At 74.9% G+C, this 19,590-nt stretch carries 19 protein-coding genes and 2 pseudogenes; 16 read left to right on the top strand and 5 right to left on the bottom strand.

All coding sequences use genetic code 11. The features are described 5' to 3' along the window. Nucleotides 1–38: 38 nt before the first annotated feature. Nucleotides 39–665 (bottom strand): dihydrofolate reductase family protein, encoded by a 627-nt coding sequence (locus DEH69_RS27335; protein WP_113689660.1) that lies wholly within the window; start codon nucleotides 663–665, stop codon nucleotides 39–41. 81 nt (nucleotides 666–746) lie between these two features. Beyond that, a complete protein-coding gene (locus tag DEH69_RS27330; RefSeq protein WP_113689659.1) occupies nucleotides 747–1,232 on the bottom strand; it encodes an Lrp/AsnC family transcriptional regulator in 486 nt (161 codons plus the stop codon). A gap of 150 nt (nucleotides 1,233–1,382) precedes the next feature. On the opposite strand from DEH69_RS27330, the gene pdhA (DEH69_RS27325) reads away from it, so the two are divergent. The 16 genes and pseudogenes from pdhA (DEH69_RS27325) to DEH69_RS27250 all read left to right on the top strand — a co-directional run bounded on the left by pdhA (DEH69_RS27325) (nucleotide 1,383) and on the right by DEH69_RS27250 (nucleotide 15,751). Further along, nucleotides 1,383–2,456: a pyruvate dehydrogenase (acetyl-transferring) E1 component subunit alpha gene (gene pdhA, locus DEH69_RS27325; RefSeq protein ID WP_258535001.1), complete on the top strand. Its 1,074-nt coding sequence runs from the start codon at nucleotides 1,383–1,385 to the stop codon at nucleotides 2,454–2,456. After that, entirely contained in the window at nucleotides 2,453–3,466 is a 1,014-nt protein-coding gene (locus tag DEH69_RS27320; protein WP_113689657.1) for an alpha-ketoacid dehydrogenase subunit beta, read from the top strand. Before pdhA (DEH69_RS27325) ends, DEH69_RS27320 begins: the two co-directional genes overlap by 4 nt. After that, nucleotides 3,463–4,689, top strand: a complete 1,227-nt coding sequence (locus DEH69_RS27315) for a dihydrolipoamide acetyltransferase family protein (RefSeq protein WP_113689656.1) — start codon at nucleotides 3,463–3,465, stop codon at nucleotides 4,687–4,689. Before DEH69_RS27320 ends, DEH69_RS27315 begins: the two co-directional genes overlap by 4 nt. A 1,118-nt stretch (nucleotides 4,690–5,807) precedes the next feature. Next, complete coding sequence (locus tag DEH69_RS27310; RefSeq protein ID WP_113689816.1) at nucleotides 5,808–6,653, top strand: NTP transferase domain-containing protein; 846 nt, start codon at nucleotides 5,808–5,810, stop codon at nucleotides 6,651–6,653. Next, nucleotides 6,650–7,894 carry a molybdopterin molybdotransferase MoeA gene (locus DEH69_RS27305; RefSeq protein WP_113689655.1) on the top strand — a complete coding sequence of 415 codons (1,245 nt, stop codon included), beginning with the start codon at nucleotides 6,650–6,652 and terminating at the stop codon, nucleotides 7,892–7,894. The genes DEH69_RS27310 and DEH69_RS27305 overlap by 4 nt, the downstream gene beginning before the upstream one ends. Further along, nucleotides 7,891–9,009, top strand: a complete 1,119-nt coding sequence (locus DEH69_RS27300; protein WP_113689654.1) for a TrkA family potassium uptake protein — start codon at nucleotides 7,891–7,893, stop codon at nucleotides 9,007–9,009. The genes DEH69_RS27305 and DEH69_RS27300 overlap by 4 nt, the downstream gene beginning before the upstream one ends. Beyond that, nucleotides 8,988–9,980 (top strand): phosphotransferase family protein, encoded by a 993-nt coding sequence (locus DEH69_RS27295; protein WP_258535000.1) that lies wholly within the window; start codon nucleotides 8,988–8,990, stop codon nucleotides 9,978–9,980. Before DEH69_RS27300 ends, DEH69_RS27295 begins: the two co-directional genes overlap by 22 nt. 36 nt (nucleotides 9,981–10,016) lie before the next feature. Continuing rightward, nucleotides 10,017–10,316 (top strand): zf-TFIIB domain-containing protein, encoded by a 300-nt coding sequence (locus DEH69_RS27290; RefSeq protein ID WP_113689653.1) that lies wholly within the window; start codon nucleotides 10,017–10,019, stop codon nucleotides 10,314–10,316. A 174-nt stretch (nucleotides 10,317–10,490) separates the two neighbouring features. Next, a complete protein-coding gene (locus tag DEH69_RS27285; protein ID WP_309302907.1) occupies nucleotides 10,491–11,270 on the top strand; it encodes a GNAT family N-acetyltransferase in 780 nt (259 codons plus the stop codon). 163 nt (nucleotides 11,271–11,433) lie between these two features. Further along, a complete protein-coding gene (locus DEH69_RS27280) occupies nucleotides 11,434–11,781 on the top strand; it encodes a hypothetical protein (protein ID WP_258534999.1) in 348 nt (115 codons plus the stop codon). Between the two features lie 55 nt (nucleotides 11,782–11,836). Beyond that, complete coding sequence (locus tag DEH69_RS27275) at nucleotides 11,837–12,802, top strand: NAD(P)H-quinone oxidoreductase (RefSeq protein ID WP_113689812.1); 966 nt, start codon at nucleotides 11,837–11,839, stop codon at nucleotides 12,800–12,802. Nucleotides 12,803–12,962: 160 nt separating this feature from the next. Then, a complete protein-coding gene (locus tag DEH69_RS27270; RefSeq protein ID WP_147255885.1) occupies nucleotides 12,963–13,187 on the top strand; it encodes a hypothetical protein in 225 nt (74 codons plus the stop codon). Between the two features lie 45 nt (nucleotides 13,188–13,232). Further along, nucleotides 13,233–13,888, top strand: a pseudogene (locus DEH69_RS27265) (PadR family transcriptional regulator). Next, nucleotides 13,885–14,693: pseudogene (locus DEH69_RS27260) on the top strand (ABC transporter ATP-binding protein). Before DEH69_RS27265 ends, DEH69_RS27260 begins: the two co-directional pseudogenes overlap by 4 nt. Beyond that, complete coding sequence (locus DEH69_RS27255) at nucleotides 14,690–15,163, top strand: hypothetical protein (RefSeq protein WP_113689651.1); 474 nt, start codon at nucleotides 14,690–14,692, stop codon at nucleotides 15,161–15,163. Before DEH69_RS27260 ends, DEH69_RS27255 begins: the two are co-directional and overlap by 4 nt. A gap of 21 nt (nucleotides 15,164–15,184) precedes the next feature. Further along, nucleotides 15,185–15,751 carry a bacterial proteasome activator family protein gene (locus DEH69_RS27250; protein ID WP_113689650.1) on the top strand — a complete coding sequence of 189 codons (567 nt, stop codon included), beginning with the start codon at nucleotides 15,185–15,187 and terminating at the stop codon, nucleotides 15,749–15,751. 98 nt (nucleotides 15,752–15,849) lie between these two features. On the opposite strand, the gene DEH69_RS27245 is transcribed toward DEH69_RS27250, so the two are convergent. The 3 genes from DEH69_RS27245 to pdhA (DEH69_RS27235) are packed head-to-tail and all read right to left on the bottom strand — an operon-like array spanning nucleotide 15,850 to nucleotide 19,514. Continuing rightward, the gene (locus tag DEH69_RS27245) at nucleotides 15,850–17,271 is read right to left on the bottom strand and encodes a dihydrolipoamide acetyltransferase family protein (RefSeq protein WP_113689811.1); all 1,422 of its coding nucleotides are present in this window, start codon (nucleotides 17,269–17,271) and stop codon (nucleotides 15,850–15,852) included. Between the two features lie 31 nt (nucleotides 17,272–17,302). Continuing rightward, on the bottom strand, nucleotides 17,303–18,286 hold the full coding sequence (locus tag DEH69_RS27240; RefSeq protein WP_113689649.1) for an alpha-ketoacid dehydrogenase subunit beta: 984 nt from the start codon (nucleotides 18,284–18,286) through the stop codon (nucleotides 17,303–17,305). A gap of 1 nt (nucleotide 18,287) precedes the next feature. After that, on the bottom strand, nucleotides 18,288–19,514 hold the full coding sequence (pdhA, locus tag DEH69_RS27235) for a pyruvate dehydrogenase (acetyl-transferring) E1 component subunit alpha (RefSeq protein WP_113689648.1): 1,227 nt from the start codon (nucleotides 19,512–19,514) through the stop codon (nucleotides 18,288–18,290). Nucleotides 19,515–19,590: the final 76 nt, after the last annotated feature.

Below are 19,590 nucleotides of genomic sequence, written 5' to 3'. Positions count from 1 at the left end.
CCGGGGGGTTCAGTGGGGGAACGGGCTCCCCCGCCGCCTCAGTCCGGCGCGGGGAACGCCCCGTACCGCGGGGCGCCCAGCGGCTCGTACGTGTGCAGCACGACGCCCGAGCCCGTCGTCGCCGTGCCCGTGAGCTTCAGCGCCGCGGGGGCCACCCCGCCGTCGCGGGTGTCGAACAGCCTGGCGCCCTCGCCCAGCACGACCGGGTGGATCAGCAGCCGCAGCTCGTCCACCAGGCCCAGGCCGAGCAGCGAGCGCGCCAGGGTGGCGCTGCCCCAGATCTGGAGCTCGCGCCCAGGGCGCCGCCGCAGCGCGCCGACCTCCTGCGCGAGGTCGCCCGTCAGCGCGGTGGTGCCCTCCCACTCGGCGATGAGCGGCGTGCCGGTGACCACATACTTCGGCAGCCCGTTCAGCGCGGACGCCACCGGGTCGTCCGGGTCGGTCATCCGCGGCCAGTGCCCCGCGAAGATGTCATAGGTCCACCGCCCCAGCAGGAACGCGTCCGCCTGCCCGAACCACCCCGCCACAAGCCGCCCGAAGTCCTCGTCGGCATAGGGGAACTGCCAGCCGCCGTGCCGGAAGCCGCCCCGCGTGTCCTCGTCCGGCATGCCGGGGCCCTGCACGACGCCGTCAAGCGTCAGGAACTCCGTCAACGTGACCCTCATGCCCGTCTCTCCTTGTGCCGCCGCTCACCGGCCGCTCCCGGCGGCCGCTCACGAGGGGTGGACCGGGGTCCCGCCGCGAACTCATCGCTCGGGCAGCAGGTCGCTCTCCTCGAACACCAGAAGCGTGCGCGTCGACAGCACCTCGGGGATGCCCTGGAGCCGGGTGAGCACCAGCTCGCGCAGCGCTCTGTTGTCCTCGGTGTGCACCAGGAGCAGCACGTCGAAGTCCCCGCTGACCAGCGCGATGTGCGCCGCGCCAGGCAGCTCCTCCAGCTTGGCCCGCACGGTGCGCCAGCTGTCCTGGACGATCTTCAACGTGATGTACGCCGACGCGCCACGCCCCGCCCGCTCGTGGTTCACCCGGGCCGAGAACCCCCTGATGACCCCCTCGTCGATCAGGCGGTTGATCCTGGCGTAGGCGTTCGCCCGCGATATGTGCACCTGGTCGGCGACCGCCCGCACCGAGGCCCGCCCGTCCGTCCGCAGCAGCCGCAGGATCGCGTCGTCGATCGGATCGAGCGGGCGCACCGGGTGCGAGGGCGTCGTAGTCAACTGGTCCTCCCGCATGCCGAGAAGCCTCCCCTTTCTGGACATCCGGCCTCCATCCCACGCCACATCGGGCCAGTTGTCCACAGCGCATGAGGGGCCGTAGCCAAGCTGCGTCATCGACCGAACAATCGGTAGGGAGGTGAAGCTCGCCGCGAGGAGGTGCCCGCCGTGACCGTGTCGGAGCTGCCCGCCCATCCCCAGACCCGCACCGCCGTCCCGCCGCCGCCCGACCCCGAGCCCTACCGCGTGCTCGGCGCCGGGGACCCCGACCCCGAGCTGTGGCCGCTGCTGTACCGGGAGCTGGTGCGCGGGCGGCGTTACAACACCCAGGCCACCGCGCTCACCCGGCAGGGCAGGCTCGCCGTCTACCCGTCGTCGACAGGGCAGGAGGCGTGCCAGGTCGCCGCGGGCCTCGCGCTCGGGCCACGCGACTGGCTCTTCCCCAGCTACCGCGACACCCTCGCCGCCGTCGTCCGCGGCGTCGACCCGGCCGCCGCGCTCACGCTGCTGCGCGGCGACTGGCACACGGGCCACGACCCGCGCGCCCACCGCGTCGCCCCGCTGTGCACGCCGCTCGCCACCCAGCTCCCGCACGCCGTCGGCCTCGCCCACGCGGCCAGGCTGCGCCGCGACGACGTCGCCGTGCTCGCGCTCGTCGGCGACGGTGGCACGTCCGAGGGCGACTTCCACGAGGCGCTCAACTTCGCCGCGGTGTGGCGCGCCCCCGTCGTCTTCCTGGTGCAGAACAACGGCTACGCCATCTCCGTCCCGCTCGCCAAGCAGACCGCCGCCCCCTCCATCGCGCACAAGGCCGTCGGCTACGGCATGCCGGGGCGGCTCGTGGACGGCAACGACGCGCCCGCCGTGCACGACGCGCTCGCCGGCGCGCTCGCCCGCGCCCGCGCCGGTGAGGGCCCCACGCTCATCGAGGCCCTGACCTACCGCCTCGACGCGCACACCAACGCGGACGACGCGACCCGCTACCGCACCGAGGCCGAGGTGGCCGCGTGGCGGGCGCGCGACCCGTTGACCCTGATGGAACGCGAGCTGCGCGCGCACGGCCTGCTCGACGACGCGGGCGCGGCCGAGGCGCACGAGGCTGCGGAGCGGACCGCGGCGGCGCTGCGCGAGGCGCTGTCGGGCGACCCCGAGCTGACCCCTGGCGACCTGTTCACCCACGTCTACGCGACGCCCACGCCCCAGCTGCGCGAACAGGCCGAGCGGCTGCGGGAGTTCTCATGACCACCGCGACCCGGGGCCGGAGCGGCACCGCCGAGGTGTCCCTCGCCAAGGCGCTCAACAGGGCGCTGCGCGACGCGATGGCCGATGACCCCACCGTTCACCTGCTGGGCGAGGACATAGGGGCGCTCGGCGGCGTCTTCCGCGTCACCGACGGGCTGGCGGCCGAGTTCGGCGAGGACCGCTGCACCGACACGCCGCTCGCCGAGGCGGGCATCCTGGGCACCGCGACCGGCATGGCGATGTACGGGCTGCGGCCCGTGGTGGAGATGCAGTTCGACGCGTTCGCCTACCCGGCGTTCGAGCAGCTCGTCTCGCACGTCTCCCGCATGCGCAACCGCACGCGCGGCGCCATGCCCCTGCCGCTGACCGTCCGCATCCCCTACGGCGGCGGCATCGGCGGCGTCGAGCACCACAGCGACTCGTCCGAGACGTACTACATGGCGACGCCAGGGCTGCACGTCGTCACCCCCGCGACCGTCGCCGACGCCTACGGGCTGCTGCGGCGGGCCATCGCGTCCGACGACCCCGTGGTCTTCCTTGAGCCCAAGCGCCTGTACTGGGCCAAGGAGCCGCTGCCCGAACGGCCCGCCGACGTCCCGCCGTTCGGCCGCGCCGTCATCAGGCGCCGCGGCGACTCGGCCACCCTCATCACCTATGGCCCCTCGCTCCCCGTGTGCCTCGCGGCGGCCGAGGCGGCGCGCGCGGAAGGCTGGGACCTGGGCGTGATCGACCTGAGGACGCTCGTGCCCTTCGACGACGAGACGGTGTGCGCCGAGGTGCGGCGCACGGGGCGCGCGGTGGTGGTGCACGAGGCGGCGGGGTTCGCGGGGCCAGGCGCGGAGATCGCCGCCCGCGTCACCGAGCGCTGCTTCCACCACCTCGCGGCGCCCGTGCTGCGCGTGACCGGCTTCGACATCCCGTATCCGCCGCCGCTGCTCGAACGCCACCACCTCCCCGACGCCGACCGCGTGCTCGACGCCGTCGCCCGCCTCCAGTGGGACCTCGGATGAGCGGGGAGGCGCGGGAGTTCCTGCTGCCCGACCTGGGCGAGGGCCTGACCGGGGCCGAGATCGTCCGCTGGCTGGTCGAGGTCGGCGACGAGATCGCCGTGGACCAGCCGGTGGTGGAGGTCGAGACGGCCAAGGCCCAGGTCGAGGTCCCCTGCCCCTACGCGGGCACGGTCACCGCCCGCTTCGGCGAGCCGGGCACGGAGATCCCGGTGGGCGACCCGCTGATCCGCGTCGGCGCCACGGCGCCCGCCACCTCGTCGGGGGCGGGGCCCGTGCTGGTCGGATACGGCCCCGAGCACCGGTCCCCGGCGCCTGCCCCCACCCGCGACCGTCGCGGAGGCCCGGGGACCGGACCCCCCGCCGCGCCGAACGGCGTCGCGTCGCCCCTCGTGCGGCGGCTCGCCAGGGAGCGCGGCATCGACCTGCGGAACGTCGAGGGATCGGGCCCGGGCGGCCTGATCGTCCGCTCGGACATCGAGCGTGTGGGCCTTGAGCGTGTGGGCCTTAAGCGTGTGGGCCTTAAGCGTGTGGGCACTGAGCGTGTGGGCCTTGAGCGTGTGGGCACTGAACGCGTTCCCCTGCGGGGCGCGGCGGCCGACAAGCTGACCCGCTCGCACACGGAGATCCCGGCCGTCACCTGCTGGGTCGACGCCGACGCCACCGAACTCCTGGCCGCGCGCCGCGCCATGGACGTGCCGCTGCTCGCGCTGCTCGCCAGGATCAGCGTGGCGGTGCTCGCCGAACACCCCTCGCTCAACGCCTCCTTCGACGCCGCGACCCGCGAGATCGTCACGCACGAGGCGGTGCACCTGGGCTTCGCGGCCCAGACGGAACGCGGCACGCTCGTCCCCGTCGTGCGCGACGCCCAGGCGCTGACGACGCGGCGCCTCGGCGGCGAGCTGAGGCGGCTGACCGACGAGGCGCGAGCGGGCACGCTTCCGCCCGCGGCGCTGCGGGGGTCGACGTTCACCCTGAACAACTACGGCGTCTTCGGCGTCGACGGCTCGACCCCCCTCCTGAACCACCCCGAGGCCGCGATGCTCGGCATCGGCCGCATCACGGAGAAGCCCTGGGCACACGAGGGGCGTCTGGCGCTGCGCCACGTCGTGCAGCTGACCCTGACGTTCGACCACAGGGTGTGCGACGGCGCGACAGCGGGCGGCGCGCTGCGCCGCGCGGCGGACCTCCTGGAGAGTCCCGTCCGCCTGTTGGCGGACGTGTAGAACGCGGCACCCTCTGCGAGGAGCGGCACCCTCTGCGAGGAGCGGCACCCTCTGCGAGGAGCCTGGCCGCCCCCGCGCCTGCGGCGCGGTGGGTTGCGCCCGCGGCGGGCGCTTCGCGCTGCCGCGCGGGGTGCGGTTGTGGTCGACGGTGTTCGCCGGGTGGGGCGTTGCCTGCGGGCGGCGTTTCGCGCTGGCGCGCGGGGGATCGTGCTTCGCGCGGGGTGTGCGCGCTGGCGCGCGGGTGGCGTTTCGCGCGGGGTGTTGCCCTCACGGCGGGCGCTTCGCGCTGCCGCGCGGCAATCGCGCCTGCGGCGCGGGGGGTTGGCGCCTGCGGCGGGCTTTGTGCGCTGGCGCGGGGGGATCGCGCCTGCGGCATGCGCTTCGCGCCGGGGCCGCGTGGCCACGGGGTGTGTAGCTGCGCGCCGTTGAGACGCCCAGTGTCGCCCCGGCCTGCGGCCCTCGGGCGTTGTGTGCCGTGGCGTGTGCGGGGGTGTCTCGACACCCGGAGCGGTGGGCTTCGTCGAACGGTGCCTGCCCGCGGCAGGCGTTTCGCCGGGGCCGCGGCGTGCCAGCGCGCACCGCCCAGCCGCCAAGGGCGGCGTCCCCCGGGCCCCAATGCCTCGGCGCGGAGCGCCAGCCGCGCGTCAGCGCGCACCGCTCGCCGCAGGCAACGCCCCGACGACCACCGTCGGCCACAACCGCCCCCAGCAGGCGCAACTCAGCGCGCACCCCGCGCGCCAGCGCGGAAAGCCCGCCGCAGACAACGTCCCACCCGACGGTCACCGTTGCCCCAGCCCTCAACCCCCGCGCGGCGCGCACACCGCGCGCCAGCGCGGAAAGCCCGCCGTAGGCGACAACCCCCCGCGCCGCAGGCGCGATTGCCGCGCGGCAGCGCGAGACGCCTGCCGCGGGCAACGTCCCGCCCGGCGACCGCCGTCGACCACAACTGTCCCCGCGCGGCAGCGCACCCCGCGCGGCAGCGCGCCCAACGCCCGCGCCGTAGGCGCGATCCGCCGCGCGCGCAGCGCCCGGCTTTGTGCCGGGGGGCCGCAGCCGTCGTTCCTCCCCGGAGGGGAGCGTCGCTCGCTCCCCGGAGGGGGAACGGTAGCGTAGTGGGCATGGCACTCTACGACGCCGTCGTGCTGGCCGGGGGTGGGGCGCGACGGTTGGGGGGCGCCGACAAGCCCGCCGTGCGCGTCGGGGCCCGCACGTTGCTCGATCGCGTTCTCGCCGCCTGCCGCGACGCGGACCGCACCGTGGTCGTCGGGCCCGAGCGCCCCACCGCTCGGGCCGTTCTGTGGGCGAGCGAGGACCCGCCGGGCGGCGGCCCGCTCACCGCGCTGCACGCCGGGCTCGCCCACACCACTAGGCCGCTCGTCGCCGTGCTCGCCGCCGACCTGCCGTTTCTCGCGCCCGCCACCGTCCACCGGCTGCTCGCCGTGCCCCCCAGGGCCGAGGGCCAGCTGCTGCGCGACGGCGAGGACCGCGACCAGCCACTCACCGCCGTCTACCGCGCCGCGCCGCTGCGGCGCGAACTCGCCGCGCTGGACGCCGAGTTCGGCACCCTCGCAGGAATGCCGCTGAAGCTGCTGCTCCAGGGCCTGACCCTGCACCGGCTTGAGGTGCCCGGCGGCCTCGACTGCGACACCTGGGCGGACATCGCAGCGGCCCGTGCCCGGATCAGGGACCATGGGACGGTGCTGGACGAATGGATTGCCGCCGTCAAGACCGAGCTCGGCATCGACCCCGACGTGGACACCGCCGCGCTGCTCGACACCGCCCGTGACGCCGCCCACGGCGTGGCCCGCCCCGCCGCCCCGCTGACGACGTTCCTCATCGGATACGCCGCGGCGCTGCACGGCATCTCGCCCGCCGAGGCCGCCCGCAAGGTCTCCGCGCTCGCCGAGGTGTGGGAGCAGGAGCAGCGCCACCAGGAGCAGGCGCAGGCAGAGCAGCGCACATGATCGATGAGTTCGACGACGCGCTCGCCCTCGCCAACGACCCGCGGCTCGCCCCGCCGCGCCCCGCCCCCCGCGCCGAGGCCGACCCCGCGTGGGAGGCCGCCCGCGCCACCGCGCACCGGGCCGTCGCGCCCCTGCCGCCCCGCAGGCTGCCGCTCGATCTCGCCCTCGGCCACACCCTCGCCGCGCCGCTGACCGCGCTCACCGACCTGCCCGCGTTCGACACCTCGGCCATGGACGGCTGGGCCGTCGCGGGCCCCGGGCCCTGGGCGCTGACGTGCGGCACCGGCGCGCTCGCCGGGGCTCCAGCCGCGGGGGCGCTCACGGACGGCGAGGCCGTGCCCATTGCCACAGGGGCCCGCATCCCCGAGGGCGCCACCGCTGTGCTGCGCGCCGAGCACGGCACCGTGCGGGCCGGGCGCCTCACCGGGGCGACGCCCCAGCCCGGCGCCGACGTCAGGGCCAGGGGCCAGGAGTGCCGCACGGGGGCCGAGCTGCTGCCCGCGCGCACCCCGTTGACCCCGGCCGCCCTCGGCCTCGCCGCCGCGGCCGGGTACGACCAGCTCGCCGTCCGCCCCCGCCCGCGCGCCGAGGTGCTGGTGCTCGGCGACGAGCTGCTGTTCCGCGGGCTCCCGCACGACGGGCGTATCCGCGACGCCCTCGGCCCGATGACCGGGCCCTGGCTGACCGCGCTCGGCGCGCAGGTGCTGGTCACGCGCCGCCTCGGCGACGACGCCGACGCGCTGCGCGAGGCGCTGGCCACCAGCCGCGCCGACCTGATCGTCACCACGGGGTCCACTGCCAAGGGGCCCATGGACCACCTGCGCGGGGTGCTCGCGGCGCTTGGCGCCGAGCTGCTGATCAGCGGCGTCGCCGTGCGCCCTGGCCACCCGATGCTGCTGGCCGAGCTGCCTGGCGGCGTTCCGCTCGTCGGCCTCCCTGGCAACCCCCTGGCCGCCGTCTCCGGGCTGCTCACCCTGGCCGAGCCCCTGCTGCGCGCCCTGGCCGACCGGCCCCCCGCGCCCGGGCGGGCCGCCACGCTCACCGCGCCCGTCACGGGCCACCCCAAGGACACCAGGCTGGTGCCCGTCGAGGCTCCGGACCCCGGCAGTGCCAGGCCGTTGAGCTACGCTGGCCCCGCTATGCTGCGTGGCATCGCCGCCGCTTCGGCGCTGGCGGTCATCCCGCCCGGAGGCGCGGAGGCCCGTCAGCGGGTCCGCCTCCTCGACCTTCCGCACCCATGAGATTTCCCGCCTCCCACCCCGCACGCGCCCAGGCCGACGACCTGTCGCACGGCGCAAGCCTGCCGCGTTACGCCCCAGGGCCGCTGGCCCAGGTGATCCGGCGCCTCCTCATGGCGCTGGCGGTGCTCGCCACCGCCGTCGTGCTCGTCTACTTCGACCGCGCCGGGTACCACGACAACCAGGGTGGCGAGGTCGGGTTCATCGACTCCCTCTACTACGTCACCGTCTCGCTCTCCACCACCGGCTACGGCGATGTCGTCCCGGCCACGGACACCGCGCGCCTGATCACGACGTTTCTGATCACGCCGCTCCGCGTGCTGTTCCTGATCATCCTGGTCGGCACCACGCTCGAAGTGCTGACCGAGCGCACCCGCGATCAGTGGCGGCTGTCCCACTGGAGGAAGAACTTGCGTGATCACACCGTCATCGTCGGCTTCGGCACCAAGGGCAGGTCGGCGGCCGAGACGCTGATGAGTGCGGGGCTCGCCCGCGACCAGATCGTCGTGGTGGACCCGAGCACCAAGGTCGTCGAGATGGCCAACGTCGACGGCTACGCCGGGGTCGTCGGCGACGCCACCCGCAGCGACGTCCTGATCAGGGCGCGCGCCGACCGCGCCAGGCAGGTCGTGATCTCCACCCAGCGCGACGACACGGCCGTGCTCGTGGCGCTCACCGTGCGGCAGCTGAGCACCACCGTGCGGATCGTGGCCTCGGTCCGCGAGGAGGAGAACGTTCCGCTGCTGCGCCAGTCGGGCGCGGACGCCGTCATCACGAGCGCGAGCGCGGTGGGGCGCATGCTCGGCCTGTCCATGATCAGCCCGAGCTCGGGCGCGGTCATGGAGGACCTGATCCAGCACAGCAAGGGCCTGAGCCTGCGCGAGCGGCCCGTCACCAAGGCGGAGGCGGGCCGTTCGCCGCGCGAGACGGACGACCTGGTCGTGTCCGTGATACGCGGCCACCAGCTGCTGCCGTTCGACGACCCGGACGCGGCCACGCTCGAGCTGACCGACCGCCTCGTGGTCATCCAGCGGGTCAGGCCCGAGGACGCCAAGATCCTCGCCGACAAGGAGAAGCGCGAGCGCGGCCCCGGCTCGTGGCGCATCCCGCGCCGCTGAAGGCCATGCGCCACGACGGCATGCGCCACGACGGCATGCGCCACGACCGGCCCGGACTCGATCAGCAACGGCTCGACCGGCTCGGGCTCGGCCAGCTCGCCGCCGGGCTCGCGCGTTCGGCCACCGCGGCCGAGCCCGTCGTGCTGGCCGACCGGCCCACAGGCACGGTGATCCGCCTCGGCGACGCGGTCGCCAAGGCCCACCCCGAGACGGCCGACGCCGATGCGCTCGCCGCGCGCGTCGCCACCGCGGCCCACCCCGCGCTCGCCGGGATCCTGCTGCCTCCCCTGCCGCCCGCCACCGTCGCGCGCCTCGCCGACGGGCGCGCGGCGACCCTGTGGCCCTACGGCACCCCCGTCGACCCCGGCGACCCCGGCGACGTGCCGTGGGAGGCGGCCGGGACGCTGCTGGCCAGGCTGCACGCCACCGACCTCCGCCCGCTCGGGCCGCTGCCGCGGTCGGGCTGGCCCGCGCGGGCGGGCGAGGCGCTCGCGCTGTTGCGCGCCACCGAGACCGACCCGGTGCACGCGCGGGCGCGTGCAGCGGTGGAACGCATCCTGTCCGCGCCCCTGCCCCCCTGTCCCGCCCAGGGCGCCGCCGTGCTGTGCCATGGCGACTTCCACCTGGGGCAGCTCGTCAGCCACCCGGCCGACGGCGGGAGTTGGCATCTCATCGACGTGGACGAGCTGGGGCTCGGCGACCCGGCCTGGGACCTGGCCAGGCCAGCGGCCTGGTTCGCCGCGGGGCTGCTCCCGCCCGCCGACTGGCACCGGCTGCTCGGCGCGTACCGCGCGGCGGCGCCGGGGTGGGGCGGCTCCGACCCCTGGGCGGTGCTCGACGGCCCGGCCCGGGTGATGACCGCTCAGGCCGCGGCCCGCGCGCTGGCACGCGCGGCGGAGTCGGGACGTTCCCCCTCGGACGAAGATGAGGCTCTTCTCATCTCCTGTCTCCGGATCGTGGCGCTGCCGTAGGGTGAGGAGGCCACGCGATTCGACCATGGAGCCGATATGCAGTGTCCCAAGTGCCGTGCGCCGATGCACACGTTCACCCGTAGCGGGGTCCAGATAGAGCAGTGCAGCGGCTGCCGGGGGATCTTCCTCGACTACGGGGAGCTTGAGCACATCACGCAGCTGGAGTCCCAGTGGGCGCCGCAGCAGCACGCCGCCCCGCCGCCGCCCCCCGCCGGGCAGCCCTACCCCGCGGGCGGGCCCGCCTGGGGCGCGCCGCACGGCGGCCACCACGGCGGTCACCACGGCCACCACGGCCACCGCAGGGGCGGCCTCTCGGGGCTGTTCTTCTCCTCCTGAGCCGGTTTCTTTCAGAGCCGGTTTCTTTCAGAGCCGGTTTCTTTCCAGGGCCGTTCGCTTCCGAGCCGCCGATCCACGGGCTCGCGCCGACGTCCGCGTGCCGCCCCGCCGTTGCCAGCGCGGCGGGGCCGTGCCGTTCCTGGGGGCACGCCGTTCCGAGGAGGGATCACCGCCGTGGAGGCCCGCGTGCAGCGGCACATCCGCGCCCTCGCCGCCCGCTCGCCCCACCGGGTGCGGGTGGGGCCCTTCACCCTGCGCCATCGGCCCGACTGGCCGAGCCCCTACGCCAACTACGCCATCCCTGACGACGGCGCCGAGCCGTCGGCGGCCGATGTGCGGGCGCTGATCGAGGCGTTCGAGGCGCGCGACCGGCTTCCGCGCTGTGAGTTCCTGCCGGAGTGCGCCCCCTCCGTCGAACGCGCCCTGCGCGCCGCCGGATTCGCGCCCGAGAGCCGCGCCCCCGTCATGGTGTGCGCCCCCGGCACGTTGCGCGCGCCTCCGCCCGTGCCGGGGCTGACGATCGGCACCCCCGAGGGCGAGGCCGGGCTGCGCTGGGTGGCCGAGATCCAGCACGAGGCATACGGGCGGAGCGGGGCGGTCGGCGAGGGGGCGATCGCCGCGCCGCGCCTGACCCTGGCCGAGGGGGGCGTGGTGGCGCTCGCCGTCTTCGGCACCCCGGGCGTGCCCGCGGGATCCGGCGCCTGCACGCCACCGGCCGAGGGTCTTTCCGAGCTGATCGGGCTCGGCGTCGTGCCCGCGCTCCGCCGCCGTGGCATCGGCGCCGCCGTCACCGCGCACCTCGCGGCGGGCGCGCTGCGGGCCGGTGCCGACGCGGTGTGGCTCGAGCCCGCCGACGACGGCGCCGCCCGGCTCTATGCCGCGCTCGGCTTCGTGGCGGCGGGGGAGAAGGTCGCCTACGCCAGGTCAACGGGGCGCGCGCCCGCGCTTCCCTGACCTCACGTCCGAAACGGCCGCCGCTCGGCGCGTTCGCGCGCCCATTCCCCGATGTCCCCACCGCCCGAGGGCGTGTCCACCGGGCCCGCGCGTGGTCACATGGCGGTGGGCGCGCGGCGGCGGGCGGCGGCGCCCTGATCCCCGTGTCGAGCGAAGGGCTGACGTGAGTGTCGAGGTGCACATGACCCTGGAAGGCATCGTCTTCTCCGGCATCAGCGGCTGGCCGGTGCCGAGGAGCGCGCCAGGGGGCAACCCCTGGGCGGCGGGCCGCTGCTGGCTCTGGTGCCGCAGGGAGAACGTCAGCGTGCTGTGGATCGGCCCGGTGCGGACGCCGTCCGTGGCGGGCGAGCTGTACGCGTGCGGGCAGTGCATCGCCGAGCTGGTGCACCTGGTGCGCGAGGAGCAGCGCCGCCGCAGCCTGCCGCCCGAACGAATCTGTGAGCACCGGGAGTTGGAGCGGCGCGCCGGGGGAACGTTCTGCGCGGGGTGCGAGCGACCCATCCACCTCTGAGGCGCCTTCCCACCTCCGGTGCGGCTTCGAGGGGCACGGGCGTACCGTGCTCGGCATGCGTGCGATCACGATTTCCGAGCCCGGCGGACCCGAGACACTGACCTGGGCGGAGGTGCCCGACCCGGTCGCGGGCCCTGGCGACGTGCTGGTCGAGGTGGCGGCGGCCGGGGTGAACCGCGCCGATGTCCTCCAGCGGCAGGGCAACTACAGCCCCCCGCCCGGCGCTTCGCCCTATCCGGGGCTCGAGTGCGGCGGTCGGATCGCGGCGCTCGGCGAGGGCGTGACCGGCTGGGCCGTGGGCGACGAGGTGTGCGCCCTGCTGAGCGGCGGCGGCTACGCGGAGCGGGTCGCGGTGCCCGCGGGCCAGCTGCTGCCGATCCCCGCGGGCTGCGACCCGGTGACGGCGGCGGCGCTGCCCGAGGTGGTGTGCACCGTGTGGTCCACGGTGTTCATGGGCGCGGGGCTGCGCGCGGGCGAGACGCTGCTCGTCCACGGCGGCGCGAGCGGCATCGGCACGGTGGCGATCCAGCTGGCCAAGGCGTTCGGGGCGCGGGTCGCGGTCACCGCGGGCAGCGCGGAGAAGCTGGAGCGCTGCGCCGAGCTGGGCGCGGACGTGCTCATCAACTACCGCGAGCGGGACTTCGCCGACGAGCTCGCGGACCGCGCCGATGTCGTGCTCGACATCATGGGCGCGAAGTATCTCGCCAGGAACATCAGGGCGTTGGCCCCCGACGGGCGCCTGGTGATCATCGGCTTCCAGGGCGGGGTCAAGGCCGAGCTCGACCTGCGCTCCCTGCTGGTGAAGCGCGCCACGATCACGTCGGCGTCCCTGCGGGCGCGCTCGTCCGAGGGCAAGGCGGAGATCGTCGCCGCGGTGCGCGAGCACGTGTGGCCGCTGCTCGCCGACGGCCGCCTGAGCCCGGTCATCGACCGCACCCTCCCCCTCGCCGAGGCCGCCGAGGCCCATCGCGCGCTGGAGTCGAGCGCGCACACGGGCAAGATCCTGCTGACCCGTGGCTGACCCGTCGAGGCCGCCGAGGTCGTCGAGGCCGCCGAACGCGTAGCGCGTCCCCGCCCGAGATGCCCCCTTTGTCGATGTGTGTGACGCTGGTTATGTCGTCGGAGCAGCGTGTGTGCGAAGGGTCGGGACCGTGAGGGTGTGGGTGGGAATCGCGTTGGCCGTGGCGGCTGTCATAGCGCTGTTCGTCCCGGCCGCCATGGCGAACGGAGAGCCGGATGACGGGCGCGCGGACGCCGTGGTCGAGGAGCGGCGGGAGCGCGGGGATGTCGAGTCCCAGGCGGCCCGCCCTGGAGGTGAGGTGCTGCCCGTGCTGCCGCTCGGCGCCGGGCTCGCCTGCCTCGGACTCGGCATAGGAGCGTTGGGGCTGAGGCTCCGCAACAGCTGAACGCCGCCGCGCGGCAGGCGGTTGCCCGAAGCGGACATACTCGGTATGTCCATCCGCTTCGGGCTTCTCGCCCTCCTCGAGAGCGGGCCGCGCTACGGCTCGCAGCTCCGCGCCGACTTCGAGGCACGCACCGGCGCCACCTGGCCGTTGAACATCGTCCAGGTCTATACGACGCTCGGCCGCCTCGAACGCGACGGCCTGATCGTCCCCGAGGGCGGCGGCGACGCCAAGCAGCAGCTCTACGCGATCACTTCAGAGGGCCGTGCCCAGCTCGCCGAGTGGTACGCGCGCCCCGTCGACCGCACCCAGCCCTCGCGCGAGGAGCTGTCCATCAAGCTGGCGATGGCCATCGGCAGCCCAGGCGTCGACATCCCCGCGATCATCCAGGCCCAGCGCCCCCACACGTTGGGGGCCATGCAGGACTACACGCGCCGGGGGCCCGCGCGCTCGCCGCCGAGCCGGTCTCGCGCGACGACATCGCCTGGCTGCTCGTCCTTGAACAGCTCATCTTCTCCGCCGAGGCCGAGGCCCGCTGGCTCGACCACTGCGAGGCGCGCCTAGTGCGCCTGGCCGCCGAGCGGCCCGACCTGCGGCAGCCGCCCGCGGACCGGCCGCCCGCGGACCCGGCGCGCGTTCACGAGGCGCCCGCCCACGAGGGCCGGGCCAACGGCGCGGGGACCCGAGGGGGCACCGCCTCATGACCGGCCCCACCGTCCCCACCCCCACCGTCCCCACCCCCGCCGCCCCCACCCCCGCCGCCCCCGCGCCACCCGCGCACGCGACCCCCGTGCCCGTGCTGGCGCCGCGCGGCGTGACCCGCGAGTACGGCAGCGGCGCGGCCACCGTGCGCGCGCTCCGCGGCGTCGATCTGACCGTGGGCGCGGGGGAGTTCGTCGCGGTCATGGGCCCCTCGGGCTCGGGCAAGTCCACGCTGCTGACCCTGGCGGGCGGCCTCGACCGGGCACCCGAGGCCGGGTCCTGGTCGAGGGGCGCGAGCTCGGCGGCCTCACGCGGGCCGCGCTGGCCCGCGTGCGGCGCACCGGCGTCGGCTATGTCTTCCAGGACTACAACCTGATACCGGCCCTCACCGCCGCCGAGAACGTCGCGCTCCCCCGCGAGCTCGACGGCGTCTCCACGCGCGCCGCCCGCCGCGAGGCGCTGGCCGCGCTGGCCGAGACCGGGCTGCGCGAGGTCGCCGACCGCTTCCCCGACGAGATGTCGGGCGGCCAGCGGCAGCGCGTGGCCATCGCCCGCGCGCTGGTCGGCGACCGCAGGCTCGTCCTGGCCGACGAGCCCACGGGCGCCCTGGGCTCCGAGACGGGCGAGACGGTGCTCGCCCTGCTGCGCACGCGCTGCGACGAGAGGGCGGCGGTCGTGCTGGTGACCCATGAGCCGCGGTACGCGGCGTGGGCGGACCGCGTGGTGTTCCTGCGGGACGGCACGGTCGTCGACCAGTCCGTGTCCGGCACCGCCGAGTCCCTGCTTGCCGGTGGGGGCGCCAGGTGAGCGCGCTCTCCACACGGCGGCTCGCGCTGCGCGTCGCCCTCGGCCTGCTGATCCTGGCGCTCGGCGCGATGGTCATCACGCTGGGCGCCGCGGGGATCGCCACCGGGCTCGCGCGGGCCGACTCCGAGGCCGACCTGGCGACGCTGGCCGCCGTGGGCGCGACGCCGCGCGTGCGGCGGACCCTCTCAGGGCTTCAGTGCGGGCTGATCGCCGCGATGGGTGTGCTGCTCGGCGCGCTCTCCGGGCTGATCCCGGCGATCGGGCTGCGGCTCGCCCTGCACCGCCAGGATGTCGAGGAGTGGCGGTCGGGCTGGGAGCGTGGCGCCAACGCCGACCCGCGCCCCGACCTCTTCCTTGAGCTGCCGTGGGCGACGTTCGGGCAGCTCATCGTCGTGGTGCCGCTCATCGGGCGCGTCATGGCCGCGCTGCTGACCCGCTCCCGCGTCCCCCTCGCGCGGCGGGCGGGGTGAGGGGCGTTGCATGATGGGGGTATGACTCAGCCGAGGAATGAACCACCGCAAGAGAACTCGCAGATCCTCGTCGTGGGCCCCGACGGGATGGCGCTCAGCGGCCCGGGTGGGCGCGGCAAGGGCGAGGGCGACGAGGAGCAGTCCGAGACTCCCGTGACCGAGATGGTGGAGCAACCGGCGAAGGTCATGCGGATCGGCAGCATGATCAAGCAGCTGCTCGAAGAGGTGAAGGCCGCGCCGCTCGACGAGGCGTCCAGGGCGCGGCTGCGCGAGATCCACGCCAGCTCGGTCAAGGAGCTGGAGGAGGGCTTGGCCCCCGAGCTGGTCGCCGAGCTGGGGCGGCTCTCGCTGCCGTTCACCGAGGACACCGTGCCGACGGACGCGGAGCTGCGGATCGCCCAGGCGCAGCTCGTGGGGTGGCTGGAGGGGCTGTTCCACGGCATCCAGACCGCGCTGTTCGCGCAGCAGATGGCGGCGCGGGCGCAGCTGGAGCAGATGCGCAGGGCGCTGCCGCCCGGCGCGCTCGCCGACGAGGGGCCCGACCAGGACGACTCCCGCGGCGGGGCGCGCTCGGGGCCCTATCTGTGACGCCCCGCACGTGACGCCCCCGCGACGGCGCTCCGCCTCACCTCCGACGGCGGGGACGGGCCAGGTGCCCGTCCCCGCCGTCGCGCGGTATCACCCGTTCAGCCCCAGGTGAGCAGCCTCTTCGGGCGCTCGAGAACGGCCGCCACATCCGCGAGCACGCGCGAGCCGAGCTCGCCGTCCACCAGCCGGTGGTCGAACGACAGGGCGAGCGTCGTCACATGGCGGATCGCGATCTTGCCCTTGTGCACCCAGGGCTGCTCCCTGATGGCGCCGAGGGCGAGGATCGCGGACTCGCCTGGGGTCAGGATCGGCGTTCCCGTGTCGATGCCGAAGACCCCGATGTTGGTGATGGTGACCGTGCCGTCCCGCATGTCGGCCAGGGACGTCCTGCCCTCGCGCGCCGTGGTCACCAGGTCACCCAGCGCGCGGGACAGCTCGGCGAGCGTCTTGGCGCCCGCGTCCTTGATGTTGGGCACGATCAGGCCGCGCGGGGTGGCCGCGGCGATGCCGAGGTTCACATAGTCCTTGATGACGATCTCCTGGCGCTCCTCGTCCCACGAGGCGTTCACCTCGGGGTGGCGCCGGATCGCGATCAGCAGCGCCCTGGCGACCAGCAGCAGGGTGTTGATCCGCAGGCCCGCCAGGTCGGGGTCCCGCCGCATCCGCTCGACCATGCGCACCGTGCGCGTCACATCCACCGTGACGAACTCGGTCGCGTGCGGGGCCGTGAACGCGCTGGCCACCATCGCCTGCGCGGTCGCCTTCCGCACCCCCTTGATCGGCACGCGCCGCTCGCGCGACGCGTCGGGCGCGGTCGCGGGCGCGGCGGCGGGCTCGTCCGCGGCCACCGGCGCGGGCGCGGTCGCGGGAGCCGCGGCGGCGTGCACGTCCTCGCGGGTGACCACGCCGCCCGCCCCCGAGGGGATCACGGTGGCCAGGTCCACGCCCAGGTCCTTGGCCAGCTTCCGCACGGGGGGCTTGGCCAGCGGCCGCGCCTCCACGGGCGCGGGCGCGGGTGCTTGCACAGGCGCTGGCGCTGGCGCCGGGGCCGCGGCCTGCGGGGGAACGGCGGGCGCGGGAGCGGCGTTCTTCCTCGGCCGCCGCCGCGTCGCGCCCGTCGCGACGCCGTACCCCACGAGCACGGGCTCCCTGCGCGCGGCCGCATCGGCGCTCCCGCCGTTCGCGGAGGCGGCGGCCCGGTCGGCCTCGGCGGTGCCGCCCTCGCCGCCGATGTCCCCGCCCTCGCCGCCGTCGCCGCGCGAGGGATCCGTGTCGATCCTGATGATCGTCGTGCCGACGTCCACCGTCGTGCCCTCGTCGAACAGGATCTCGCGTACCCGGCCGTCGTAGGGGATGGGCAGCTCGACCGCGGCCTTGGCGGTCTCGACCTCGACCACCACCTGCCCGTCGCTGACCGTGTCGCCCGCCTTGACCAGCCACTTCAGGATCTCGGCCTCCGTGAGCCCCTCGCCCACGTCAGGCATTCTGAACTCGCGGTAGCGCTGTGCCTCAGCAGTCATCGTCACGACTCTCCTCAGCCTCTGCCATCACTCAGTACGCCAAGGCGCGGTCGACACTGTCCAGCACCCTGTCGAGCCCGGGAAGGTACTCCTCCTCCAGGCGCGCCGGTGGATACGGCGCGTGGAAGCCGCCGACCCGCAGGACCGGGGCTTCCAGATGGTAGAAGCAGCGTTCCGTGATACGGGCGGCCACCTCCGCCCCCGAGCCGAAGAAGACCGGCGCCTCGTGCACCACCACGAGGCGGCGGGTCTTCTCCACCGACCGCTGGATCGCGTCGAAGTCGATCGGCGAGACCGACCGCAGGTCGAGCACTTCGAGCGACGTCCCGTCCTCCTCGTCGGCCGCGGCGGCGGCCGCCAGGCATGTCTTCACGCTCGGCCCGTACGCCGCGAGCGTCAGGTCGCGGCCCTCGCGCACCACGCGCGCCGCGTGCAGCGGCCCCGGGATGCCCGAGGTGTCCACCTCGCCCTTCTCCCAGTAACGGGCCTTGGGCTCCAGGAAGATCACCGGGTCGTCGCACTCGATCGCCTGGCGCAGCATCCAGAACGCGTCGGACGCGTCCGAAGGCGTCACGATCTTCAGGCCCGCGACATGCGCGAACAGCGACTCGGGCGACTCGCTGTGGTGCTCGACGGCGCCGATGCCGCCGCCGTAGGGGATGCGGATGACGACCGGTAGCTTGACCGTGCCGAGCGCGCGCGCGTGCATCTTCGCCAGCTGCGTGACGATCTGGTCGTACGCGGGAAAGACGAAGCCGTCGAACTGGATCTCCGCGACCGGCCGGTACCCGCGCAGGGCCAGGCCGATCGCCGTGCCGATGATGCCGGACTCGGCCAGCGGCGTGTCGATCACGCGCTCCTCGCCGAAGTCCTTCTGGAGCCCGTCCGTGACCCGGAAGACCCCCCCGAGCTTGCCCACGTCCTCGCCCATCACCAGGACCTTGGGGTCGCCCTCAAGCGCCGTGCGCAGCGAGGACGTCAGTGCCTTGGCGAGCGCCATCTTCTCCGCGGCCATGTCAGTTCCCCTCGTGATCGGCGAAGGACGCCAGATAGGCCGCGTACTGGGCGCGCTCCTCGTCCACCAGCGTGTGGCCGTCGGCGTAGGTGTGCTCGAACATGGCCATGCCGTCGGGGTCGGGCATGGTCCGGATGGACTCCCGCACGCGCTTGGCGAGCGCGTCGCTCTCCGCGTCGAGGTCGGCGAAGAACGCCTCGTCCGCCGCGTCCTCCCGCTGAAGCAGCCGGCGCAGACGCAATATCGGGTCCTTGCCCTCCCACGCCGCCAGCTCCTCCTTGTCGCGGTAGCGCGTGGGGTCGTCCGACGTGGTGTGCGCGCCCATCCGGTAGGTGAACGCCTCCACCAGCATCGGCCCCTGCCCCGTGCGGGCGTGCTCGGCGGCGGCGCGCGTCACGGCGAGGACGGCGAGCACGTCGTTCCCGTCCACGCGGATGCCGGGGAAGCCATAGCCCGCGGCGCGCTGGTAGAGCGGCACACGGGTCTGGCGTTCGATGGGCTCGGAGATGGCCCACTGATTGTTCTGGCAGAAGAACACCACGGGCGCGTTGTACACGGCGGCGAACGTGAACGCCTCCGCCACGTCGCCCTGGCTGGACGCGCCGTCGCCGAAGTACGCGACCACGGCCGAGTCGGCGCCGTCCTTGGCCACGCCCATCGCGTAGCCGGTGGCGTGCAGGGTCTGGGCGCCGATGACGATGGTGTAGAGGTGGAAGTTGTTGCTGTTGGGGTCCCAGCCGCCGTGGTTCACGCCGCGGAACATCCCGAGCAGCAGCGTCGGGTCCACCCCGCGGCACCAGGCGACGCCGTGCTCGCGGTAGGTGGGGAAGACATAGTCGGAGTCGCGCAGCGCGCGCCCCGAGCCGATCTGCGCGGCCTCCTGGCCCAGCAGCGAGGGCCACAGGCCCAGCTCGCCCTGGCGCTGCAACGCCGTGGCCTCGGCGTCGAAACGACGGGTGAGGACCATGTCCCGGTACAGGTCGCGCAGTTGTCCGGGGGTCGTCTCCAGGGCGTAGTCCGGGTGCTCGACCCGCTCGCCCTCGGGCGTCAGCAGCTGCACCATCTCGGGCTCTCGCGCGGCCGCCCCCGCCTGTGCCGTCCCGGGGGCCGTGGCCGCCGTGGCCTCGGCCGTCTTCGTGCCCGTCTTCGTGCCCGTCTTCTTCGCGGCCGCCCTTTGTGCCGCGGCGCGGCGTGGCTTTCCGCGCGCGGCGGTGCTTTCCACGGTCACTCGTGCTCCTCCGTCGGTCCGGCCCCCGGGGTCCACCGGGTGACCAGTGCGGCCGGTCCGGTCACGTGCGGCGCAC

It is taken from the genome of Streptomyces sp. PT12 (genome assembly GCF_003311645.1).
Lineage (GTDB): Bacteria > Actinomycetota > Actinomycetes > Streptomycetales > Streptomycetaceae > Streptomyces.
The sequence above is the reverse complement of the archived record's forward strand: the minus strand, read 5'-3'. Positions and strand labels throughout refer to the sequence as shown.